This window comes from Pseudarthrobacter sp. NKDBFgelt (genome assembly GCF_046097905.1).
GTDB classification, from domain to species: Bacteria; Actinomycetota; Actinomycetes; order Actinomycetales; family Micrococcaceae; genus Arthrobacter; species Arthrobacter polychromogenes.
Genome location: NZ_JBJURL010000046.1, coordinates 17,600 through 37,001 on the forward strand (window position 1 = coordinate 17,600; position 19,402 = coordinate 37,001).

At 66.6% G+C, this 19,402-nt stretch carries 15 protein-coding genes; 11 read left to right on the forward strand and 4 right to left on the reverse strand.

Annotated features, from left to right (window positions below; translation table 11 throughout):
• Positions 1 to 31 precede the first annotated feature (31 nt).
• Complete coding sequence (locus tag ACKAE7_RS13250) at positions 32 to 1,582, forward strand: alpha-N-arabinofuranosidase (protein ID WP_408979422.1); 1,551 nt, start codon at positions 32 to 34, stop codon at positions 1,580 to 1,582.
• A gap of 58 nt (positions 1,583 to 1,640) precedes the next feature.
• Complete coding sequence (locus ACKAE7_RS13255) at positions 1,641 to 2,636, forward strand: arabinan endo-1,5-alpha-L-arabinosidase (RefSeq protein WP_408979423.1); 996 nt, start codon at positions 1,641 to 1,643, stop codon at positions 2,634 to 2,636.
• 82 nt (positions 2,637 to 2,718) lie between these two features.
• On the opposite strand, the gene ACKAE7_RS13260 is transcribed toward ACKAE7_RS13255, so the two are convergent.
• Complete coding sequence (locus ACKAE7_RS13260) at positions 2,719 to 4,677, reverse strand: adenylyl cyclase (RefSeq protein ID WP_408979424.1); 1,959 nt, start codon at positions 4,675 to 4,677, stop codon at positions 2,719 to 2,721.
• A gap of 285 nt (positions 4,678 to 4,962) precedes the next feature.
• On the opposite strand from ACKAE7_RS13260, the gene ACKAE7_RS13265 reads away from it, so the two are divergent.
• Genes ACKAE7_RS13265 through ACKAE7_RS13285 form a run of 5 tightly spaced genes read left to right on the forward strand, consistent with a single transcriptional unit; the run spans position 4,963 to position 10,703 of the window.
• Positions 4,963 to 6,255 (forward strand): ABC transporter substrate-binding protein, encoded by a 1,293-nt coding sequence (locus tag ACKAE7_RS13265; RefSeq protein ID WP_408979425.1) that lies wholly within the window; start codon positions 4,963 to 4,965, stop codon positions 6,253 to 6,255.
• Positions 6,256 to 6,257: 2 nt separating this feature from the next.
• Positions 6,258 to 7,247: a carbohydrate ABC transporter permease gene (locus tag ACKAE7_RS13270; protein WP_408979426.1), complete on the forward strand. Its 990-nt coding sequence runs from the start codon at positions 6,258 to 6,260 to the stop codon at positions 7,245 to 7,247.
• Complete coding sequence (locus tag ACKAE7_RS13275) at positions 7,244 to 8,161, forward strand: carbohydrate ABC transporter permease (protein ID WP_174180806.1); 918 nt, start codon at positions 7,244 to 7,246, stop codon at positions 8,159 to 8,161. The genes ACKAE7_RS13270 and ACKAE7_RS13275 overlap by 4 nt, the downstream gene beginning before the upstream one ends.
• Positions 8,158 to 9,642: a glycoside hydrolase family 1 protein gene (locus tag ACKAE7_RS13280; RefSeq protein WP_408979427.1), complete on the forward strand. Its 1,485-nt coding sequence runs from the start codon at positions 8,158 to 8,160 to the stop codon at positions 9,640 to 9,642. The genes ACKAE7_RS13275 and ACKAE7_RS13280 overlap by 4 nt, the downstream gene beginning before the upstream one ends.
• Complete coding sequence (locus ACKAE7_RS13285; protein WP_408979428.1) at positions 9,642 to 10,703, forward strand: LacI family DNA-binding transcriptional regulator; 1,062 nt, start codon at positions 9,642 to 9,644, stop codon at positions 10,701 to 10,703. The genes ACKAE7_RS13280 and ACKAE7_RS13285 overlap by 1 nt, the downstream gene beginning before the upstream one ends.
• A 37-nt stretch (positions 10,704 to 10,740) precedes the next feature.
• Here ACKAE7_RS13285 and ACKAE7_RS13290 read toward each other — a convergent pair whose 3' ends face one another.
• Together ACKAE7_RS13290 and rsgA are read right to left on the reverse strand one after the other, a co-directional pair.
• On the reverse strand, positions 10,741 to 11,775 hold the full coding sequence (locus tag ACKAE7_RS13290) for a LacI family DNA-binding transcriptional regulator (protein ID WP_191036013.1): 1,035 nt from the start codon (positions 11,773 to 11,775) through the stop codon (positions 10,741 to 10,743).
• Between the two features lie 119 nt (positions 11,776 to 11,894).
• Positions 11,895 to 13,073, reverse strand: coding sequence for a ribosome small subunit-dependent GTPase A (rsgA, locus tag ACKAE7_RS13295; protein WP_408979429.1), 1,179 nt, complete (start codon positions 13,071 to 13,073; stop codon positions 11,895 to 11,897).
• 390 nt (positions 13,074 to 13,463) lie between these two features.
• On the opposite strand from rsgA, the gene ACKAE7_RS13300 reads away from it, so the two are divergent.
• Positions 13,464 to 14,822 (forward strand): Nramp family divalent metal transporter, encoded by a 1,359-nt coding sequence (locus ACKAE7_RS13300; protein WP_192044169.1) that lies wholly within the window; start codon positions 13,464 to 13,466, stop codon positions 14,820 to 14,822.
• A 31-nt stretch (positions 14,823 to 14,853) separates the two neighbouring features.
• On the opposite strand, the gene ACKAE7_RS13305 is transcribed toward ACKAE7_RS13300, so the two are convergent.
• Positions 14,854 to 15,090 carry a zinc-ribbon domain-containing protein gene (locus ACKAE7_RS13305; protein WP_104188935.1) on the reverse strand — a complete coding sequence of 79 codons (237 nt, stop codon included), beginning with the start codon at positions 15,088 to 15,090 and terminating at the stop codon, positions 14,854 to 14,856.
• A gap of 146 nt (positions 15,091 to 15,236) precedes the next feature.
• Here ACKAE7_RS13305 and ACKAE7_RS13310 point away from each other — a divergent pair, with 146 nt between their 5' ends.
• The 3 genes from ACKAE7_RS13310 to ACKAE7_RS13320 all read left to right on the forward strand — a co-directional run.
• The gene (locus ACKAE7_RS13310) at positions 15,237 to 16,388 is read left to right on the forward strand and encodes a diguanylate cyclase (RefSeq protein ID WP_400602450.1); all 1,152 of its coding nucleotides are present in this window, start codon (positions 15,237 to 15,239) and stop codon (positions 16,386 to 16,388) included.
• A gap of 181 nt (positions 16,389 to 16,569) precedes the next feature.
• Positions 16,570 to 18,189: a polyprenol phosphomannose-dependent alpha 1,6 mannosyltransferase MptB gene (mptB, locus tag ACKAE7_RS13315; RefSeq protein ID WP_188810553.1), complete on the forward strand. Its 1,620-nt coding sequence runs from the start codon at positions 16,570 to 16,572 to the stop codon at positions 18,187 to 18,189.
• A gap of 165 nt (positions 18,190 to 18,354) precedes the next feature.
• Positions 18,355 to 19,402: phosphoribosyltransferase family protein (locus ACKAE7_RS13320; protein ID WP_408979430.1), on the forward strand; the 1,048-nt coding region annotated here is incomplete at its 3' end.

Genomic DNA, 19,402 nt, shown 5'->3' on the forward strand with positions numbered 1-19,402 from the left:
TACAACGTTGAATAGAACAGGAATACACACCGTGACCATCACTTCCGCCGCCACTGAACAGGCCGACCTGGCTGTCGTGGCACCCACCGTCATCACCGTGGACCGCTCCGCCGTCGTGGCGCCCGTCAACCGCCGCATCTTCGGCTCCTTCGTGGAGCACCTGGGCCGCTGCGTCTATGACGGCATCTACGAACCCGGCCATCCCACCGCCAACGAGGACGGCTTCCGCCTGGACGTCATCGAACTGGTCAAGGAGCTCGGCTCCAGCACCATCCGCTACCCCGGCGGCAACTTCGTCTCCGGCTACCGCTGGGAGGACGGCGTCGGACCCCGGGACCAGCGTCCCGTACGCCGGGACCTCGCGTGGCACTCGCTTGAATCCAACCAGGTTGGCCTGGACGAGTTCGCCCGCTGGTGCGAGCTCACCGGCTCCGAACTGATGATGGCCGTGAATCTGGGCACCCGGGGCATCGAGGCGGCCCTTGACCTGCTGGAGTACACCAACCACCCCTCCGGCACCTCGCTCAGCGAGCAGCGCATCGCCAACGGCGCCAAGGATCCCTACAACATCCGCATGTGGTGCCTGGGCAACGAGATGGACGGTCCCTGGCAGATCGGCCACATGTCCGCCGAGGACTACGGAAAGCTCGCTGCCCGCACCGCCTCCGCCATGAAGACGGCGGACAAGGACCTGGAGCTGGTGGTCTGCGGCTCATCCGGATCCGCCATGCCCACCTTCGGCGAGTGGGAGCGCGTGGTGCTGGAACACAGCTATAACTACGTGGACTACATCTCCTGCCATGCCTACTACCAGGAGCGCAACGGCGACCTCGGCTCCTACCTGGCGTCCTCGCTGGACATGCAGTACTTCATTGAAACCGTGGTGGCCACCGCTGACCACGTCAAGCACAAGCTCAAGAGCAAAAAGACCATCCAGCTCTCCTTTGACGAATGGAACATCTGGTACCTGGACGAGCACCAGGCCTCCGACGAGGTCAACGAGGAATGGACCCACGCGCCGCGCCAGCTGGAGGACACCTACTCCGTGGCCGACGCCGTGGTGTTCGGCAACCTGCTCATGACGCTCCTGAAAAACCACGACCGTGTTGCCGCCGCTTCCCTCGCCCAGCTGGTGAACGTGATCGCGCCCATCATGACCGAACCGGGGGGCGACACCTGGCGCCAGACCACGTTCTTCCCTTTCTCCGTCACTTCACGGCTCGCCAAGGGGGAGGTGCTCCGCCCCCGCATCGACGCAGGAACCTACACGACGGCGGTTTACGGCGAGGCGCCGCTGGTGGACGCGGTGGCAACCGCCGACGCCGCCACCGGAGAGTCTGCCCTCTTCCTGGTGAACCGCAGCCAGACCGAGGCGATTGACGTGACCATCAACGTCTCCGACCTCAACGCGACGGTGATCACCGAGGCCGTCACCCTCCACGACGAGGACGTCTACGCCAAGAACACCCTCCAGGACCAGGACCGGGTGGGACTCAAGCAGCTCGACGGCGCCGTCCTGGACGAGGGCACGCTCACCGTGACGCTGCCGCCCGTGTCCTGGTCCTCCGTCGCGCTTGGCTGACGTGCCTGCCCAGGCGCAAGGCGACGCTGCAGGCCGCACTGCTGTTCGATTAACGGCAGTGCGGCCGGCAGCGGTGCTGGCCGCCGTCGTCGTGCTGGTCCTGGCCGGTTGCGCAGCCCCGGCAGCGGGTCCGGCGCCGAAGGCAAGCGCCGCCGAACTAACCGGCGACTTCTTCACCCATGACCCCGCGCTCGTGAAAGGGGAGGCCGGTGAACCCTGGTTCATCTACTCCACCGGCAACGGCCAGGTGGCGGACGGCAACATCCAGGTGCGCCGCTCCGACGACGGCGTGGATTGGGAATACGCCGGCGAGGTCTGGCAGGAGAAGCCGGCGTGGCTCAGCACAGCGGTGCCGGGCGTGGACAACCTCTGGGCGCCCGAGCTGTACGAGCATGACGGCACCTGGTACCTGTACTACTCTGCGTCCACGTTCGGGAAGAACCTCTCGGTGATCGCACTGGCAACAAACACCACGCTGGATCCAGCCGACCCGGAGTACGAGTGGGTGGACCGGGGGCAGGTCATCTCCTCCAAAGGGGAACGGTTCAACGCCATCGATCCCGGCATCGCGGAGGACGAACACGGCACGCCGTGGATGTCCTTCGGATCGTTCTGGACAGGGCTGCAGCTCGTGGAACTCGAATGGCCCACCGGCCTGCGCGCGGACGCCGCTGAACCGCTGGCCATCGCGGACCGGAAGGCGCCGCCCAACGCCATCGAAGCCCCCTACATCCTGCCGCACGGCGGGAAGTACTACCTGTTTTTCTCCCGCGACTTCTGCTGCCAGGGGCTGGACAGCACCTACAACATTGCCGTGGGGCGCGCGGACAGCATCACCGGGCCGTACGTTGACGCCGAGGGCAGGGAACTGCTCGACGGCGGCGGCACGCCGCTGCTGGCATCAGACGGCGGGCGCGTGGGGCCAGGCGGGCAGTCCGTTTCAGGGAGCACCCTCGCCTTCCACTACTACGCGGAAGACCTCGACGGCGCCTTCCGGCTGGGCCTCGCCGAGCTGGAGTGGACGGACGGCTGGCCTGCCGCGCGCTGGGGCTGACCCGCGAGTTTTTGTCCAGATATGCGGACTTCCTTGGCCTTTATCCCGGCGCATCTGGACAAAAACTCGCGAGGTTCGTCGGTTAGGGGAAGGTGGGCACGTAGCTGGGCACCCCGACGGCGTCCGTTGACACGGGTGCGCCGGTGTCATTGATGACGTGGTCCAGCGTGCCGGCGCCCAGGTTGACCGTCAGCAGGCTGTGCAGCTTCACGCCCGGTGTCACCGGCACCTCAAAGCCACGGGTGGCATGGATGGTGGGGTCCACGTTGTTGTAGACGTAGCTGCCTCCGCCCCAGAGTTCGTGGGTTGTGACGGAGTCTGCGATCTTGTAGCCGGCCCAGCCCAGGACCCCGTCGTGCTGCCAGGCGGCCTGGTTGGGCGCGTCGTAGGGCAGTTCATTCTGGAAGAAGACGGTCCGGCCGTTTTCGCCGTTCCAGATGACGTTGTACTCCTGGTAGTGCTCCACGAACAGGCCGGTGGCAGTGACATTGTCTCCGTTGATGATCACGCCGTTCCTGCCGGTGTTGGTGGTCCAGCCCACGCCGTTGCCGTGGTCGGCGCGCCAGGCCCAGATGTGGTCCAGGAGGACGTTGTCGCTGTTGACCTCCAGGCTGACAGAGGCTTTGCCCACATGCGGCCCGCCGATGCGGAAAAACACGTCGTGGAGCGTGGTGGGATTGGCAGGATCAGTGTGGACAGCCGAGTTCGCAGACCCACTGCCCCCGCCCTGCCGCGCCTTTCCGATCCGCATCAAAGCCGGTGAATTCACTTCACCGGCGTCGATCGTGACGGCGGCAATGTCCACGCCGGGCACGTCCGCGACCGTCAGCGGGACGGCGCCGTCGACGGCGGTGAGGGTGGCAATGCCCAGTCCCAGGACCACGGTGTTGGCCCTTTTGACCTCGATGCTCTCATCGATGCCGTAGACCCCCGGGGTGAGCAGCAGGTTCTTCCCGCGTGCCAGCTGGGAGTTGATGGTCTTGACGGAGTCGGAGGGGCGGGCCACATAGAAATCGGACAGCGGGATGCTGCGCCCCGCCGTCGGGCCGTTCTCCCAGGTGGTCCCGGAGGAGTCCATGCGGACGGCGGGAACGAACACGCTGTACTCACCCGCGGAATCCAGGGTGAGGTAGGGCTTCTCGCGGCTGATCGGTGTGCCCGCGAGGGTGGTGTACGGCGGGTTCGGGAATGACTGCGCCGGCGCCCCGTCCACTCCGGAGAAGACCTGGTTCCAGACCCCGTTGGACCAGTTGCCAATGCTGCTGTCACGCACGAAGTACTGCTGTTGCGAGCCGTTGATGACATCGCCCGTCTTCGAATCGGAGATGAAGCCGCCGCTGGCGTACTGCGGTCCGGCGGTGCAGTAGTCCATGAGGGAGAGGTTGCCGCCGGTGATGTTGATCCGCCGCATGGGCGACGCCTGCGACGCCGCCCAGAAATTCGCGGAGCCGCGGCAGCCCTCAAGGCCGGTGACGTTGATGGTGAGATTGGACAGGGAGCGCCAGAAGTTGTTCAGGGCAATGCAGTTATCCGCGGTGAGGCACCGGTTGTAGACGTCCACGTGCCCGTTGATGGTGACATCCGTGGGGGAAGCGCCCAGCCCTGCCACCTCGGTGGAGTAGCCCACCTGGACAATGAGCGGCTCCTCGGCGCTGCCGTAGGTTCCCGGCTTGAACAGCAGGGAGTAGCGTTTGGACCCCATCTCATCGTCCACCTGTTCAGCGGCGATGGAATCAACCGTGGCCTGGATATCGGCCACCGGCATGCTGGGGTCGAAGATCCGGACATTGGGGCCAAAATCCGGATCTGCGGCCTGGGGGAGGGCAGGGGGAGCGGCCGGTGCGGGAGCCTGTTGCACCGATGCCTGCGAGGCGGCGGGAGCGGCCGGCGCAGCGGCGGCCATACTTCCTCCGCTGGCGACCAGGCCGGCCAGGAGTGCGACGCTGCCGGCGACGTGCCGGCGCCGGCCCGGGGTGAGCCGCAGGTGCGGTTTATGGGGCCCGTCTGGACGCGGAGGATGGGGGACGTGGGCTAGCGGCATTGCTGGTCCTGTTCGTTGGTGGGATTCGTCGAGCGTGGGCGGCAGGGTGAAGCTGCGGCGGTGGGAGCGCTCTCGTCGGGGAAGCGTAACACTGCCAAGTGGCGTGGGCAAGGGTGGGGTGGAAGCGCTCCTACGACTTCTTGACAAGAACCTGTGAGGTGGGACACCATGTGGTGAGAGCGCTCCCACCGCAGGTCACCACCCGGGTCCGCCGCTCGCCACTTCTCCGCCTTCAGCCGTCCACGCAGATCGGCAAGGCATTTTTCTGACGAAGGAGTCTTCCCCGTGAAAAACCCAACCAAGTTCACCGTGCTGTCCGCAGCGGCCGCCTGCCTGGCGTTGTCGCTGACGGCCTGCGGATCAGCAGCGTCCGAGAAGGGCGGCGTCAACGATGCCACCGGTTCCGATCCCGTCACGCTCACGGTGGGCACCTTCAATGAGTTCGGCTACGAGGAGCTTTTCGAAGAGTACGAAACGCTGAACCCAAACGTGACCATTGAGCACAAGAAGGCGGCAACCACCAACGAAGCACGGGACAACCTGACCACGCGCCTGGCCGCCGGCTCCGGTTTGTCCGATATTGAGGCCGTTGAGGTGGACTGGCTTCCGGAGCTCCTGCAGTACCCCGACCGCTTTGCCGACCTGGCCGATCCCGCCGTGGAAGGACGCTGGCTGGACTGGAAGGCCGAGGCCGCCACCACCGCCGACGGCAAGCTGCTTGGCTACGGGACGGACTCCGGCCCGGAGGCCGTCTGCTACAACGCCGAGCTGCTCAAGAAGGCCGGCATGCCCAGCGAACGCGGGGAGGTTGCCGAAATGCTGGGGACCAGCTGGGACAGCTACTTCGAAGCCGGCAAGGCTTACAAGGCCGCAAACCCTGATTCCGCCTGGTTCGACTCGGCAGGGGCAATCTACCAGGGCATGAGCAACCAGCTTGAGAAGGTCTACGAGGAGGAGGACGGCACCGTCATCGCCACGGAGAACCAGAAGGTCAAGGACACCTACAACCAGGTCCTGAAGGCCTCCACCGAGGACGGGCTGTCCGCCCACCTCAGCCAGTGGAGCGATGACTGGGCCTCCGGCTTCCAAACAGGCGCCTTCGCAACAACCCTCTGCCCGGGCTGGATGCTGGGGGTTATCGAGGGTAACGCGGCCGGGGTCACCGGCTGGGATGTGGCGAACGTCTTCCCCGGCGGCGGCGGAAACTGGGGCGGGTCCTACCTGACGGTCCCCACCCAGGGTGAACACCAGGCCGAGGCCAAGAAGCTGGCAGGCTGGCTGACCGCCCCTGAGCAGCAGATCAAGGCCTTCACCGCCAAGGGCACCTTCCCCAGCCAGAAAGAGGCACTCGAAAGCAGCGAATTGCTGGGCCAGACGAATGAATTCTTCAACGGCGCGCCCACCGGCCAGATCTTTGCCGAACGCGCCAAGGCCGTTGACGTCACGCCCTTCAAGGGCACCAAGTACTTCGCCATCAATGACGCCATGCAGCAGGCCCTCACCCGCGTGGACGTTGACAAGTCGGACGACGCCGCCTCCTCCTGGGAGAAGTTCGTCACCGCAGTGAAGTCCCTTTAGGCATGGCTGTCACCGACCGGGTACGGCCACGGAGTGCTGCGGGGCAGGTCCCGCCTGAGGACACGAAGGGTGTCCGGCGCCTGGCCTTCTCCCAGCAGGTCTCCAAATGGGACGTCAAGCTGTCCCCCTACCTCTACATCTCGCCGTTCTTTCTCCTGTTTGCCGTCACCGGGCTCTTTCCGCTGGTGTACACGGCATGGGTTTCCCTGCACAACTGGAACCTCATCGGCGGGCAGGGAAAGTTCACGGGCCTGGAAAACTATGCCTTCGTCGTAGCGCAGCCCTACTTCTGGAACGCGGTGGGCAACACCTTCAGCATCTTCATCCTGTCCTCCGTCCCCCAGGTTGTTATCGCCCTGGTGATAGCGGCGGTGCTGGACGCGAACCTGAGGGCCAGGACGTTCTGGCGGATGGGGGTCCTGGTGCCGTTCGTGGTGGCGCCAGTGGCGGTAGGCCTGATCTTCAACAACCTTTTCGCGGACCAGTTCGGGCTGATCAACGAGATGCTGAAGGCGGCAGGGCTGGACCCGGTCCGGTGGCATTCCGACTCCGTTGCGAGCCACCTGGCCATCGCCACCATGGTGAACTTCCGCTGGACCGGCTACAACGCGCTGATCTTCCTCGCGGCCATGCAGGCCATCCCGCGCGACGTGTTCGAGGCAGCAACGATCGACGGCGCCGGCCGGCTGCGGCAGTTCTTCTCCGTGACTGTCCCCATGCTGCGGCCAGCGGTGATCTTCGTGGTGATCACCTCCACTATCGGCGGCCTGCAGATCTTCGACGAGCCGCGGGTCTTTGACCAGTCCGGCCTGGGCGGAGCGGACCGGCAGTGGCAGACGCTGACCATGTACATCTGGGAACTCGGCTGGGGCCAGCGCAACTTCGGCAGGGCCTCGGCCGTGGCCTGGCTGCTCTTCCTGATCATTGTGCTGATCGCCCTGCTCAACTTCCTCATCACCAAGCGCATCGCAAGCCAGGGAGGCCGCAAGTGAGCTCCATCCCCATGATCGAACAGACCGCCGGGAAAGGGGCAGCCAAGGCAGCAGCGCGGCGCGGGCCAGGTGCCCGGAAACCAAGGTCCGGCCACGGAAGTGACCGCCGGCCCGGCTTCCTCACCTACGGCTTCCTGGGTGCAGTCCTGCTGGCGTCCCTCTTTCCGCTCTACTGGTCCTTCCTGGTGGGCAGCCACGACAACACGGTCCTGAGCCGCGGCATCCCGCTGCTGCCCGGGGGGAACTTCCTGGCCAACGCGGCGAAAGTCTTTGACAGCATCCCGTTCTGGAAGGCAATGGGCAACAGCCTCATCGTCTCGTGCGTGACCGCGGCGTCCGTCGTCGTGTTCTCCACCCTTGCCGGATTCGCCTTTGCCAAGCTCCGCTTCCGCGGCAGCAAGGGGCTGCTGGTGTTCGTCATCGCAACCATGGCCGTTCCCACCCAGCTCGGCGTCGTCCCGCTGTTCATCGTGATGTCCAAGCTGGGGTGGACCGGCTCGCTGTGGGCCGTCATCATCCCCGGCGTCGTTACCGCCTTCGGCGTCTTTTGGATGACCCAATACCTCCGAGACGCCCTCCCCGATGAGCTCATCGAGGCCGTGCGGATGGACGGGGCCTCCATGATCCAGGCCTTCTGGTACATCGGGTTCCCTGCCGCCCGCCCGGCGGCCGCCATGCTCGCCCTGTTCACCTTCGTGGCCACCTGGACCAACTTCTTCTGGCCGTTCATTGTCCTTGACCCGTCCAACCCCACCCTCCCGGTGGCCCTGCAGCTGCTGCAGGCCGCCCACTTCGTGGACTACTCCGTGGTCCTGGCAGGAGCCGTCCTGGCCACCGTCCCGCTCCTGCTCCTGTTTATCGCGGCAGGCCGTCAACTCGTATCTGGAATTATGCAAGGAGCAGTCAAAGGATGAGTCCCACCCAACTTCCGTTTCCGGAGGGCTTTCTCTGGGGCGCAGCAACAGCTGCCTACCAGATTGAAGGCGCAGCACACACCGGCGGCCGGCAGGACTCCATCTGGGATGTGTTCGCCCGGCTGCCCGGTGCCGTGGCAGACGGCCACAACGGTGACGTGGCGTGCGACCACTACCGGCGCTACAAGCAGGACGTGGCGCTCATGGGCCAGCTGCACATGAAGGCCTACCGGTTCTCCACGTCCTGGGCACGCTGCATGCCCGACGGCGTGACGCCCAATCCGGAAGGGCTCGCCTTCTACTCCCGCCTGGTGGATGAACTGCTGGCTGCCGGAATCACGCCGTGGCTGACCCTCTACCACTGGGACCTGCCCCAGGCGCTTGAGGACAAGGGCGGCTGGGCCAACCGGGACACCGCCTACCGTTTCGCAGAGTACGCGGCACTCCTGCACGGCGTCCTGGGCGACCGGGTCCGGATCTGGACCACCCTCAACGAACCGTGGTGCTCGGCGTTCCTGGGCTATGCGGCGGGTGTCCATGCGCCGGGACGGCAGGACCCGCGGGCAGGACTGGCTGCCGCCCACCACCTGCTGCTCGGCCACGGCCTGGCAGCCCGCGTGCTGCGCCGCGAGGATCCGGACGCCTCTGTGGGCATCACCCTGAACCTGACGGTCCCGGATCCGCGGGATCCCGGCAGCGAGGGCGACCGGGACGCGGCCAGGCGGATCGACGGCCAGTTCAACAGGATCTTCCTGGATCCGCTGTTCAGGGGCGAATACCCGGCCGACCTTCTGGCAGACGTGGCGCACCTTGGACTGGCCGACCTGGTGCAGGAGGGGGACCTGGAGGCCATTTCCACGCCGCTGGACCTGCTGGGCGTCAACTACTACCACGGGGAGTCCCTCACGAAGGACCTGGCGGACCCCGGGGAGCAGGCTGGGCAGGAGACGACGTCGGCGCCGGCGCAGCCCGCCCGCCCGGTGTCCTCGCCGTTCGTGGCAGCAGACGGCGCCCGCTCGGTACCCCGTGGCCTGCCGGTGACGGGAATGGGCTGGGAGGTCCAGCCGGAGGGGCTGCGGCGCCTGCTCAACAGGCTGCAGGGGGAGTACACGGGTCCGGCCGGGATCCCCATCTACATCACCGAAAACGGTGCAGCGTACGATGACGTCCCCGACGAGGCGGGCTTCGTGGACGACCAGGACCGGCTGGGGTTCTTCGAGGCCCACCTCCAGGCAGTGCATGGCGCCATCGCGGACGGCGTGGACGTCCGGGGGTACCTGGCCTGGTCCCTGCTGGACAATTTCGAGTGGTCCTTCGGCTACCACCAGCGCTTTGGCCTGGTCCGGGTGGACTATGCAACCCAGGAACGCATCCCGAAAGCCAGCGCCTTGTGGTATTCGGCAGTCGCTGATTCCAACGCCGTTCCGGCCGGCGCTAATCCCGTGCTGCCTTCGGAGCCGGGTGTCGTATTGTCTGTGTAATGAACCAAAAGTCCCACCGGCGCGGTCTCCTGCAAGCAGGGCGGCCCAGCCCGACGCTCGAGGACCTCGCCACGGCCGCCGGAGTGTCCCGCTCCACCGCGTCCAGGGCGATCAACGGCGGGCTGAAGGTGAGTCCGGAGGCGCAGGCCGCCGTCGACGCCGCAATCGTGGCCCTCGGGTACACGCCGAACCGTGCGGCCCGGAGCCTGGTGACCAGGCGCACCGGATCCGTTGCGCTGGTCATTCCGGAGCCGGACGCACGGGTGATGATGGATCCGTTCTTCGCCGCCGTCATCACCGGCGTCAATGAGGCACTCCGGGGCACCGACATGCAGCTGGTGCTGCTGATGTCCCGGGCGGGGGATGACTCCGCCCGGACCATGCGGTACCTGCGGGGCGGGCACGTCGACGGCGCGATCGTGGTTTCGTTCCACGAGGCGGACGACTGGGCGGAGACCCTTGGCACAACAGGCCTGCCCACCGTTTTCATCGGCAGGCCTTGGGCGATGGGGTTCGGGGTCCCCTATGTGGACCTGGACAACTTCGAGGGCGGCCGGCTTGCCGCCCGCCACCTGGCCGCCACGGGGCGTACCCGGCTGGGAACGGTGGCAGGGCCCGCCGACATGACGGCGGCCGTTGACCGCCTGGAAGGATGGATGCAGGGTGTCCGGGAGGCCGGGCTGCAGCCCGGTCCCGTCATCCACGGTGACTTTACGACGGCGGGTGGCGCCGAAGCGGCACGGGACCTGTTCTCCGGGTCGCCGGAGCTGGACGGGGTTTTCGCTGCCTCTGACCTGATGGCGCTGGGAGTTATTGACACAGTGCGCGGCAGGGGCCACAAGGTTCCGGAGGATGTTGCCGTTGTGGGGTTCGACAACCATTCCCTCCTGGCCGCCAACGGCCTGGGCCTCACCACGGTGACCCAGCCCATGGTGGACATGGCCGTGACAGCCGGGCAGCTCCTGATCCGCGCGATCGAAAACCCGGAAGAGCAGCTGGAACCGGTCATCTACCCGGCCGAGCTGGTTGTCCGCGGCAGCACCACGGGACACGGCGGGTAGATCCAGTCCCGCAGAGCGGCGTGGTCAGCCTGGACCGTCAGGTGGGCCGTGCACCGCCCCGGCCGGCGCCCACGGTGGATTCCCGCGGCACCACCCGGAACGCCGTCTCCACTTCCCGGGGCGGCAGTCCATCCGGGTCCTTGATCCGTTCCATCAGCATCCGGATGGCGGTCTCGGCGATCTCGGTCCGGCCGGGATCCACCGTGCTGAGGGTAGGGAGCGTGTACCGGGTTTCATCCAGGTCGTCGAAGCCGATCACGGCGACATCGTCCGGGACCCGGTAGCCGGCTTCCTGCAGGACGCGCACGGCGCCCTGGGCAAGGGTGTCGTTCAGCCCAAAGACGGCGTCGAAGGAGGCACCGCGGTCCAGCAGGTCGTGCATGGCCGCCGCACCGTTGGACCGGTGCCAGTCCACCACGCAGGCGACGATCCCGTCGTCGTACGGAATGCCGCGCCCTTCCAGCGCCTCCCTGTACCCGCGCAGGCGCAGGCCGGCGGAGCCGATGACCTCGCCCTCGTGGGCGCCGACAACGGCGATGCGTTTCTTCCCGAGGTCCAGCAGGTGTTCGGTGGCGGCCCGGGCGGCCGTCACGTTCTGCATGGTGACGTGGTCCGAGGAACTGCCGAAGATGCGCTCGCCGAGCAGGACGATCGGGACATCGGCCTTGATCAGGTCTGCATCCTCCTGGCCGAGCGCCAGCGGGCTGAAGACCAGGCCGTCGGACATCTTGAGGCGCGGGCTGGCCATCACCTCAAGCTCGCGCTTCCGGTCCGCGCCGGTCTGTTCGATCAGCACCACCAGCCCGTGCTTGGCGGCAGCCTCGATGACCGCGTCCGCGAGTTCGGCGAAGTACGGCAGGCTCAGTTGCGGCAGGGCCAGGGTAATGGCGCCGGTGTGCCCGGAGCGGAGGCTGCGGGCGGTCAGGTTGGGGCGGTAGCCCAGCTCGGCAATGGCCTTTTCCACCTTGGCGCGGGTGGTGTCCCGGACGTGCGGGTGGTTGTTGATCACGTTGGAGACGGTCTTGAAGGACACGCCCGCCACACGCGCCACATCGTGAAGAGTTGCCGCCATCCCAGTCCCTTAGGTTCAACCGCGGCCCGCAGGCCAGTACCGCCTACTTTACAACGTTGAATCGACTCAACCGGTTGCAGGGGACGCGGTGCCCCGCCGCTGCAGGGCACCGCCGCGGTTCAGCGCCGCTTGCGCCCCGGCCGGTCCTGCCGTCCACGCTGTTCAGAGAGGTCGCGTTCGGCGGAACGCTGGGACTTACCTGCCATCACCACTTTCTGGTGCCATTCCCGCTGGTAGGCACGCTGCGCTGCGGCGTCGCTCCGGCGGGCCAGGGCGGCAAGCTCCCGCTGCAGTTTCAGGTAGTTGTGCCAGCGGCGTTCCTCCAGCACACCGCCGGCGATGGCCTCCTGCACGGCGCAGCCGGGCTCGCCCTGGTGTGCGCAGTCCGTGAACCTGCACTGGCCGGCCAGCGCTTCAATGTCACCGAACATCCCGCCGATGCCGTCCTCGGCGTCGAACAATCCGAAGCCCCGCACCCCGGGTGTGTCCATGAGGACCGTCCCGTTGGGAAGGGGCACGAGTTCCCGGGATGTGGTGGTGTGTTTACCCCGGAAGTCGCCGGACCGCACCTCCCCCGTGTGCTGGACATCGTGGCCCACCAGGGCGTTGATGAGCGTGGACTTCCCGGCGCCGGACGGCCCCAGGAGGACGATGGTGCCGTCCGCCGGGATGTGCGCCAGCAGCTCGGGGATGCCGTCACCGGTTTCGGCTGAGGTGGTCACCACCTCAACGCCCGCCGCCTGCAGGATGACTTTCCCGACGACGTCGTCCGCCACCCCGGCGAGGTCCGCCTTGGTGACGATCACCAGGGGAGTGGCGCCGGAGTCCCAGGCTGCCACGAGGGTGCGCTCCAGCCGGTTGTGCGTCAGCGGCCGGTCCACGGGTACCACCACGCCCACCATGTCCATGTTGGCGGCAAGGACCTGCGCCTCGGAGGAGTCCTCGAAGGCGCGCTTCCGGCTGAGCTCCGAAAGCCGTGGAAGGACGCCGAGGACCTGGCGTTCGCCGGCCCTGTTGGGTCCCATCCACACCCAGTCACCGGTAACTGCCGCCTCACCGGTCAGCGGGTACGGAAGGTGGAGCAGGTCAGATCCCGCCGCCACCAGGATCAGGGAACGGTCCACGCGGACCACGCGGCCGCGCTCCGTTGCCCCTGGCAGGGGGTGGTTGTCGAAGTGCCGGGCGACCGCCGGGGTGTAGCCGTAGGCACGCGGGCCGATACTGCTTGGAGAGGCGTTATGTGGGGTGCTGCTTGTGGTGGTGATGCTGTCCAGGGCACGGCCTGATGATGTGTTCACTGTGATACCTCAGGGGAAGCCCCTGCGCACCGGCCGCAGTGGGCCCGGGTGTTGTGGCGCTCCGCTGAGAGGTCAGGCGGGGCCGGTGCAGTACAGGGAAGGAGTCTGGATGAGGGGTGCGGAGCGCTCAGTGCGCGGGGCTGCCACAGTCATCAAAACCACCTCCCGCTCCTGCCGTGGGTGACCGGTATCAGGTCCCCTGGTTCCGCCGGCGTCATCCGGCGGATCCCACTTTAGCCCCGGCTGGCGGAATCCACCAGAGCCCGGGAACGGACATCGATTCCCCTAAAGTGCCCCGGACCGGCCCGTAGTTCTTTGATGGGGCACCGGTTCGGGCATAGGTTGGCTGCAGTTGTGTTTTCCACGCTGCAGGACAATCGAGGAGGAACCATGGGCGATGACGCCATGGACAAGGCCGCTGCACGGAACGACGCGGTAGTGAACGCGGGTAAGGAGAGCCAGCCCGGCGTCAGCCATGCGGACAGGATTGATGACGACGGCGGCCGTCCGGCGAAATGGCGCATCGTCGGTCCCGGCCTGGTGGTGGCGGCCACGGGTGTGGGTGCCGCTGACATGGTGGCCACCCTGGTGGCGGGCTCCCGCTACGGCTACGGCCTGTTCTGGGCAGTCATTGTGGGTGTGGTCCTGAAGATCATCCTCGTCGAGGGGGCCGGCAGGTACACGCTGGCAACCGGAAAAACGATCTTTGAGGGCTGGCGGTCCCTGGGCAAATGGACCACCTGGTACTTCGGCCCGTACATCATGATCTGGGGATTCGTGTACGGGGCCACGGCCATGTCCTCCGCGGCCCTGCCGCTGGCTGCCGTATTCCCTTTCCTGCCGCTGTGGGCGTGGGCCATCCTGATGGGACTCGCCGGCTTTGCGATGGTGTGGTGGGGCAAATACGCCACCTTCGAGAAGATCACCGCCGTGCTGGTGGGCATGATGTTCGTGACAGTGGTGGGGCTGGCCGTGATTGCCGCCCCGAACATTCCGGAAATGCTCGCCGGGCTCATCCCGATGATCCCCTCGACGGACGGCGGCATCTTCTACACGCTCGCGCTGGCCGGCGGCGTGGGCGGCACCATTACGCTCGCCGCCTACGGCTACTGGCTTCGCGAGAAGGGCTGGTACACGCCCAAGTGGATGAAGGTCATGCGGATCGACAATTCCATGGCCTACGTCATGACCGGCATCTTCGTCATCGCCATGCTCATTGTGGGCGCTGAGGTTGTGCGCTCCGCGGGTGTGTCCCTCTCCGCCAGTGACGAAGGGCTGCTTGACCTCTACGGTGTGCTGAAGGCGGAATACGGAGACGTTGTGGGTACCGGGTTCCTGGTGGGCTTCTGGGCCGCGTCCTTCTCCTCCATCATTGGCGTCTGGAACGGCGTCTCCCTGATGTTCGCCGACTTCTGGGGCAACATGCGGGGCAAGGAATCCGGACACCCGGATACCCGCGTGGGCGGAAAGTACTTCAGGTTCTACATCCTGTGGCTGACGTTCCCGCCCATGGTCCTGTTTGCGCTGGGCCAGCCGATCGGCCTGATCCTGCTGTACGGGGCGCTGGGTTCGCTGTTCATGCCGTTCCTTGCACTGACCCTGCTGGGGCTGCTCAACGGCCGGCGGATTCCCAAGGCGTGGGCCAACAAGCTCCACTCCAACATCGCACTGGGGATCTGTGCCCTGCTGTTCATTGTCCTGGGCCTCCGGCAGTTCTGGACGTCCCTCTCGCCGCTGTTCGGCGGCTAAAGTCCGGCTACGGCCCCTCACGGGGCCTGGCCTACCGCTGCAGTTCCAGCGCCCGCTTCTGCCGCGCCGAGATGCTCGAAACGTACCCGCAGTTGGTGCATGTGATGTTGTATTTCCGCGACGTGGTGAACACCGGGATGAAGAAGAGCGTGAACTTGGTGGCCCGCTCCTCAAGGCTGTGGTGGACGAAGGAGCGGCAGTACTGGCAGGTGGCCGGTTTGCCGGGCAGCGCTTTCAGCACTGTCTTCAAACCAAAGAGAAGGAACATGGGTCTGGCCTTTCGGGGCAGTCCTGCTGGCTGTTCTGACCACCTTAGGCCCTGGGCCGGCCGATAGCGCCATCCTGACAGCCTCCCGGACCGGTGCGATACTGAGGGTCCGCGCACTGTTCGTTATCAGGGGGATTTCGGCAAACATGGTTCTGGATACCGCGACCCTTCGGATTGCGTTCGGCCTGATGGCGCTGGTGCTGGTGTTCCTTTTCTATTTCTCCGCTTACCGGGTGACGCGCTCGCCGTACAGCGGCTGGTGGTGCCTGGCGCTGCTGTTTTTCCTGTCAGGATCGGCGTGCTTCCTGCTGGACGGCACGGCCCACCAGGTCTGGGCCAACCCGCTGGGGAACGTGCTGCTGGTGCACGGCGGGGTGGCCGTGTGGGCGGGTGCCCGGTCGCTGCGGACCGTGTCGCCGCCAAAATGGGCCTTCACCGGCATCCCCCTGGCTACCCTGGTGGCCTCGGTCCTCGATGACCCGGCCACCAACACCTGGTCCGGCGGGCCGGTGTTCCTGGCAGCCATGAGCCTCACCATCGGACTGGCATCCCGCGAACTCTGGCGCCTGGAACCGGGCTACTCCCGGGTCCGGATCCCCATGGCCGTGGCCGCGGGCGGCCTGTCCGTGTTCTACCTTTTGCGCTGGGTTGCCTTCATGCTGGAAGGCCAGCACGGGCCGGTTTTTCAAAGCGTCTTCGGTTCCGCGGTCACCACCCTGGTGACCATGGTCCTGCTGGTGGTGGTCTCGTTCAGCATGGCGGCCCTCAGCAGCGAACAGCAGACCAGGGCCCTGCGGGTGGTGGCGTCCCGCGATGATCTCACGGGGCTGCTGAACCGCAAGGCCTTCCTGGAAATGGCTGCGGAGCAGCTGGCGGACCTGTCCATCACCAGGGGATCCGGTGCCCTTGTCCTGGCAGACCTGGACCACTTCAAGTCCGTCAACGACACCTATGGGCATGCCGCCGGGGACCTCGCCCTGCAGACCTTCGCCGATGCGTGCATTGCCACGGTGCGCCCCACCGACCTGGTGGGCCGCTACGGCGGGGAGGAATTCGTCATCCTCGTCCCCGGCGCCAGCGCCGAACGGGCGGAACTCATCGCCGAGTCGATCAGCAACCGCCTTGCGGCGGCAACCACGGCGGACGGGATGGAGATGCCCACCGCCAGCTACGGGATTTCCACCTACGACGGCGCCTCGACGGACGTGGAGCGCCTGATCGCCTCAGCCGACGCCGCACTCTACATGGCCAAGTCGCTGGGCCGGAACCAGACTGCCCGCAGCGACAGGTTGCGCTAGCAGGGCCCAGCGGACCGAGGCGCGCGCAGGCCGTGCGCCTTGCCCTGTTGCCAAACTGTGGCTTACGGGCGGTCCGTAACCCAAGGGCAGCGGGAAACCCTGCTGATAAAATGGCGTGGTTGCAGGGCGGCCTTATTGCTGGTCCAACCAGCGCCGTAACCAAGTAAGGGACCAGACACTCATGACGGCAGGCGGGTCACACCCCGGGACTTCGGAGACTCAGCCGGGTGCGCCGGCCAAAGCCTCCGGCCCGGCCACGGGCCGCGCCTACCTCGCTACCCTTGAGGGCTTCATTGGAGCCCTCATGATGTTTACCGGCTCCATTGGCACGGGCTGGATCGCCAACGGCTCACCCATGATCCGCCAGCCGGTGGTCATTGCCCTCCGCACGGAAGGCTGGGGAGTGACGGTGTCCACCGTGCTGCTCACCGTGGGCGCCATGGTGCTGATCCGTTCCTGGCTTCGGCTGGGCCAGCGGCTGGCGGACTGGGGGCAGTCCGCGCTGCGGTCCGTGGTGGTGGCCATCTCCGCCTGGTCGCTGCCGCTGCTGTTCTGCGTCCCGGTTTTTTCACGGGACGTGTACGCCTACACCGGCCAGGGCAGGCTGGTGATGGAGGGCCAAAACCCGTACGAGGTGGGCATCTCCAGCCTCAGCAACTGGTTCTCGCTGGGGGCAGACCCTGCGTGGGCTGAAAACCGGACACCCTACGGGCCCTACTTCCTCTGGCTGGCACGCGGGGTGGTGGGGCTGACCGGTGCCCAGCCTGACGTGTCCGTGCTGCTCTTCCGTCTCCTGGCCGGCGTCGGCGTCCTGCTGTGCGTCATCTACGTCCCCAAGCTGGCGGAACTGCACGGCATCAACGGCGCCCGTGCCCTCTGGATCTCGGTGGCCAACCCGCTGTTCCTGATCAGCTTCATTGCCAGCGCCCACAACGACGCCCTCATGGTGGGGCTCGCCGTCGCCGGCGTCTACTTCGCCGCCACACGCCGCTACCTGGTGGGCATCCTCCTGGTCACCGCGTCCATCGGCATCAAACCGATCACCGTGCTCCTGTTGCCGTTCATCGGCGTGATGTGGGCGGGCCCGTCCGCGTCGTGGCCGCGCAAGTTCCTGATCTGGGCTGCGACGGCGGGCATCAGCTTCGGCGTGCTGGTCCTGAGCGGCATCCCCTACAACCTTGGCATCGGCTGGACCTGGGCCATCATGGACCCGACGCCGGGGTACACGGGCTACTCGCCGTCCGGCTTTTTGGGCCAGCAGGTGGAGTTCCTCGCCAACGTCCTGGGGCTCCCCGGCGGGACCTTCGCCACCCTGCTGCGGACGGGCATGAAATGGGCCGCGATCGGGCTGGTCCTGCTGCTGATGTTCCGGGGTGACTATTCGCTGGCGGTGCGCCGGATGGCGCTGGCGTTCACCGCCGTCGTGATGCTGTCCCCCATCATCCAGCCGTGGTACATCCTCTGGTTCCTGCCGTTCCTGGCCGTCACGGGAATCCGTGACGACTGGCAGATCAGGTCGCTGTATGTGGGCGTGACGTTCTTTGTGGTGTTCGGGGCGCAGGACCAGCTCTCCGTCTGGTCTTTCGTGGAGCTCCCTATCGATGCGTCGTCGCTGGCCTTCATTACGGCTCTGGCATTTACGTTCTACCTTCTATTCCTCGATGTGCATACACGGAAGCTGCTGATCGAAGGCAAGCCCCTGGACCTGGCCAGGCGGGGCTGGACGTGGCTAGTGGCGATGCGGGAGGCCAGGCGGGGCCGGGCGGAAGAGCCCGGCCGCGAGAAGCTGGGAAGCCGCTGACGCAGGTGATCAGCCGTGGGCAGTGACGTGCTGGCCTGGCGGGGCTTTTGACCCTGTTCCGCTGTCCGGGGCAGGTGTGTAGTGACAGGTGTGTAGTGAAAAGGGGGCCGGCCTCTCCGGGGACGCAGCAGCACACGACGGATCTCCACACGAGGAGGTGTCCGGATGTATGAGTTCCGGGACCGCGTGGAAGCGGGCCGGAAGCTCGGGCTCGCCCTGGCCGGCCTGCGCGGGAAGGACGTGGTGGTCCTGGGCCTGCCCCGGGGCGGTGTTCCTGTCGCGGCCGAGGTTGCGAAGGCCCTGGATGCCCCCTTGGACGTGATTGTTGTGCGCAAACTGGGGGTGCCGTTCCAGCCGGAGGTGGCCATGGGTGCCATCGCGGAAGGCGGCGCCCGGGTACTGGACCGGCGGGTCGTTTCCGTTGCAAGGGTCACAGAGGATGATCTCCGGACAGTAGAGGCGCGTGAGCGTGCGCTGCTGGAATCCAGGCTGGAACGGTACCGCCAGGGACGGACCCCCAAGGACCTCACGGGACGTACTGCCGTCATTGTGGACGATGGCATCGCTACCGGATCAACGGCCCGGGTGGCATGCAAGGTGGCACGGCAGCTCGGCGCAGTAAAAGTGATCCTGGCAGTCCCGATAGCCCCGGAACGGGCCATGGACTCAGTGCCGGAGGCGGACCAGGTCCTTTCCCTGATCTCCCCCCGCAGTTTCCAGGCCGTTGGCTACTATTACCGCGACTTTTCGCCCACCGCCGACGAGGAAGTGGTCCGTCTTCTCGACGCCGCGGCGCGGCGGGAGCGCCGTGACCGCCCAAGCCGGGCTGTTGGGGTGGACCAGGACGTCCAGATCGCAGCGGACGGCGTGTCAATCAACGGCGACCTGCACCTTCCGGAGCAGTGCCGGGCGGTGGTGGTCTTCGCCCACGGCAGCGGCAGCAGCCGGCACAGTCCGCGCAACCGCTACGTTGCTTCCGTCCTCCAGGGAGCGGGACTGGGCACCCTGCTGGTGGATCTGCTGACTCCCGCAGAGGAAGTCAACCGGGAAAATGTCTTCGACATCCCGCTGCTGGCAGGGCGGCTCAGGGCAGCAACGCACTGGCTGAAGGGCAGGGAGGACACCGCAAGGTGCCGGGTGGGCTACTTCGGGGCCAGCACCGGGGCAGGCGCAGCGCTGTGGGCCGCGGCCGAACCGGGCGCGCCGGTGGACG

Excerpts from the sequence above, each read along its gene's own strand:
- ACKAE7_RS13280 (WP_408979427.1), top strand. The coding sequence starts at position 8,158 with ATGAGTCCCACCCAACTTCCGTTTCCGGAGGGCTTTCTCTGGGGCGCA.
- ACKAE7_RS13290 (WP_191036013.1), bottom strand. The coding sequence starts at position 11,775 with ATGGCGGCAACTCTTCACGATGTGGCGCGTGTGGCGGGCGTGTCCTTC.
- ACKAE7_RS13305 (WP_104188935.1), bottom strand. The coding sequence starts at position 15,090 with ATGTTCCTTCTCTTTGGTTTGAAGACAGTGCTGAAAGCGCTGCCCGGC.
- ACKAE7_RS13260 (WP_408979424.1), bottom strand. The coding sequence starts at position 4,677 with ATGCCGCTAGCCCACGTCCCCCATCCTCCGCGTCCAGACGGGCCCCAT.
- ACKAE7_RS13300 (WP_192044169.1), top strand. The coding sequence starts at position 13,464 with ATGGGCGATGACGCCATGGACAAGGCCGCTGCACGGAACGACGCGGTA.
- mptB (WP_188810553.1), top strand. The coding sequence starts at position 16,570 with ATGACGGCAGGCGGGTCACACCCCGGGACTTCGGAGACTCAGCCGGGT.
- ACKAE7_RS13310 (WP_400602450.1), top strand. The coding sequence starts at position 15,237 with ATGGTTCTGGATACCGCGACCCTTCGGATTGCGTTCGGCCTGATGGCG.
- ACKAE7_RS13270 (WP_408979426.1), top strand. The coding sequence starts at position 6,258 with ATGGCTGTCACCGACCGGGTACGGCCACGGAGTGCTGCGGGGCAGGTC.
- ACKAE7_RS13285 (WP_408979428.1), top strand. The coding sequence starts at position 9,642 with ATGAACCAAAAGTCCCACCGGCGCGGTCTCCTGCAAGCAGGGCGGCCC.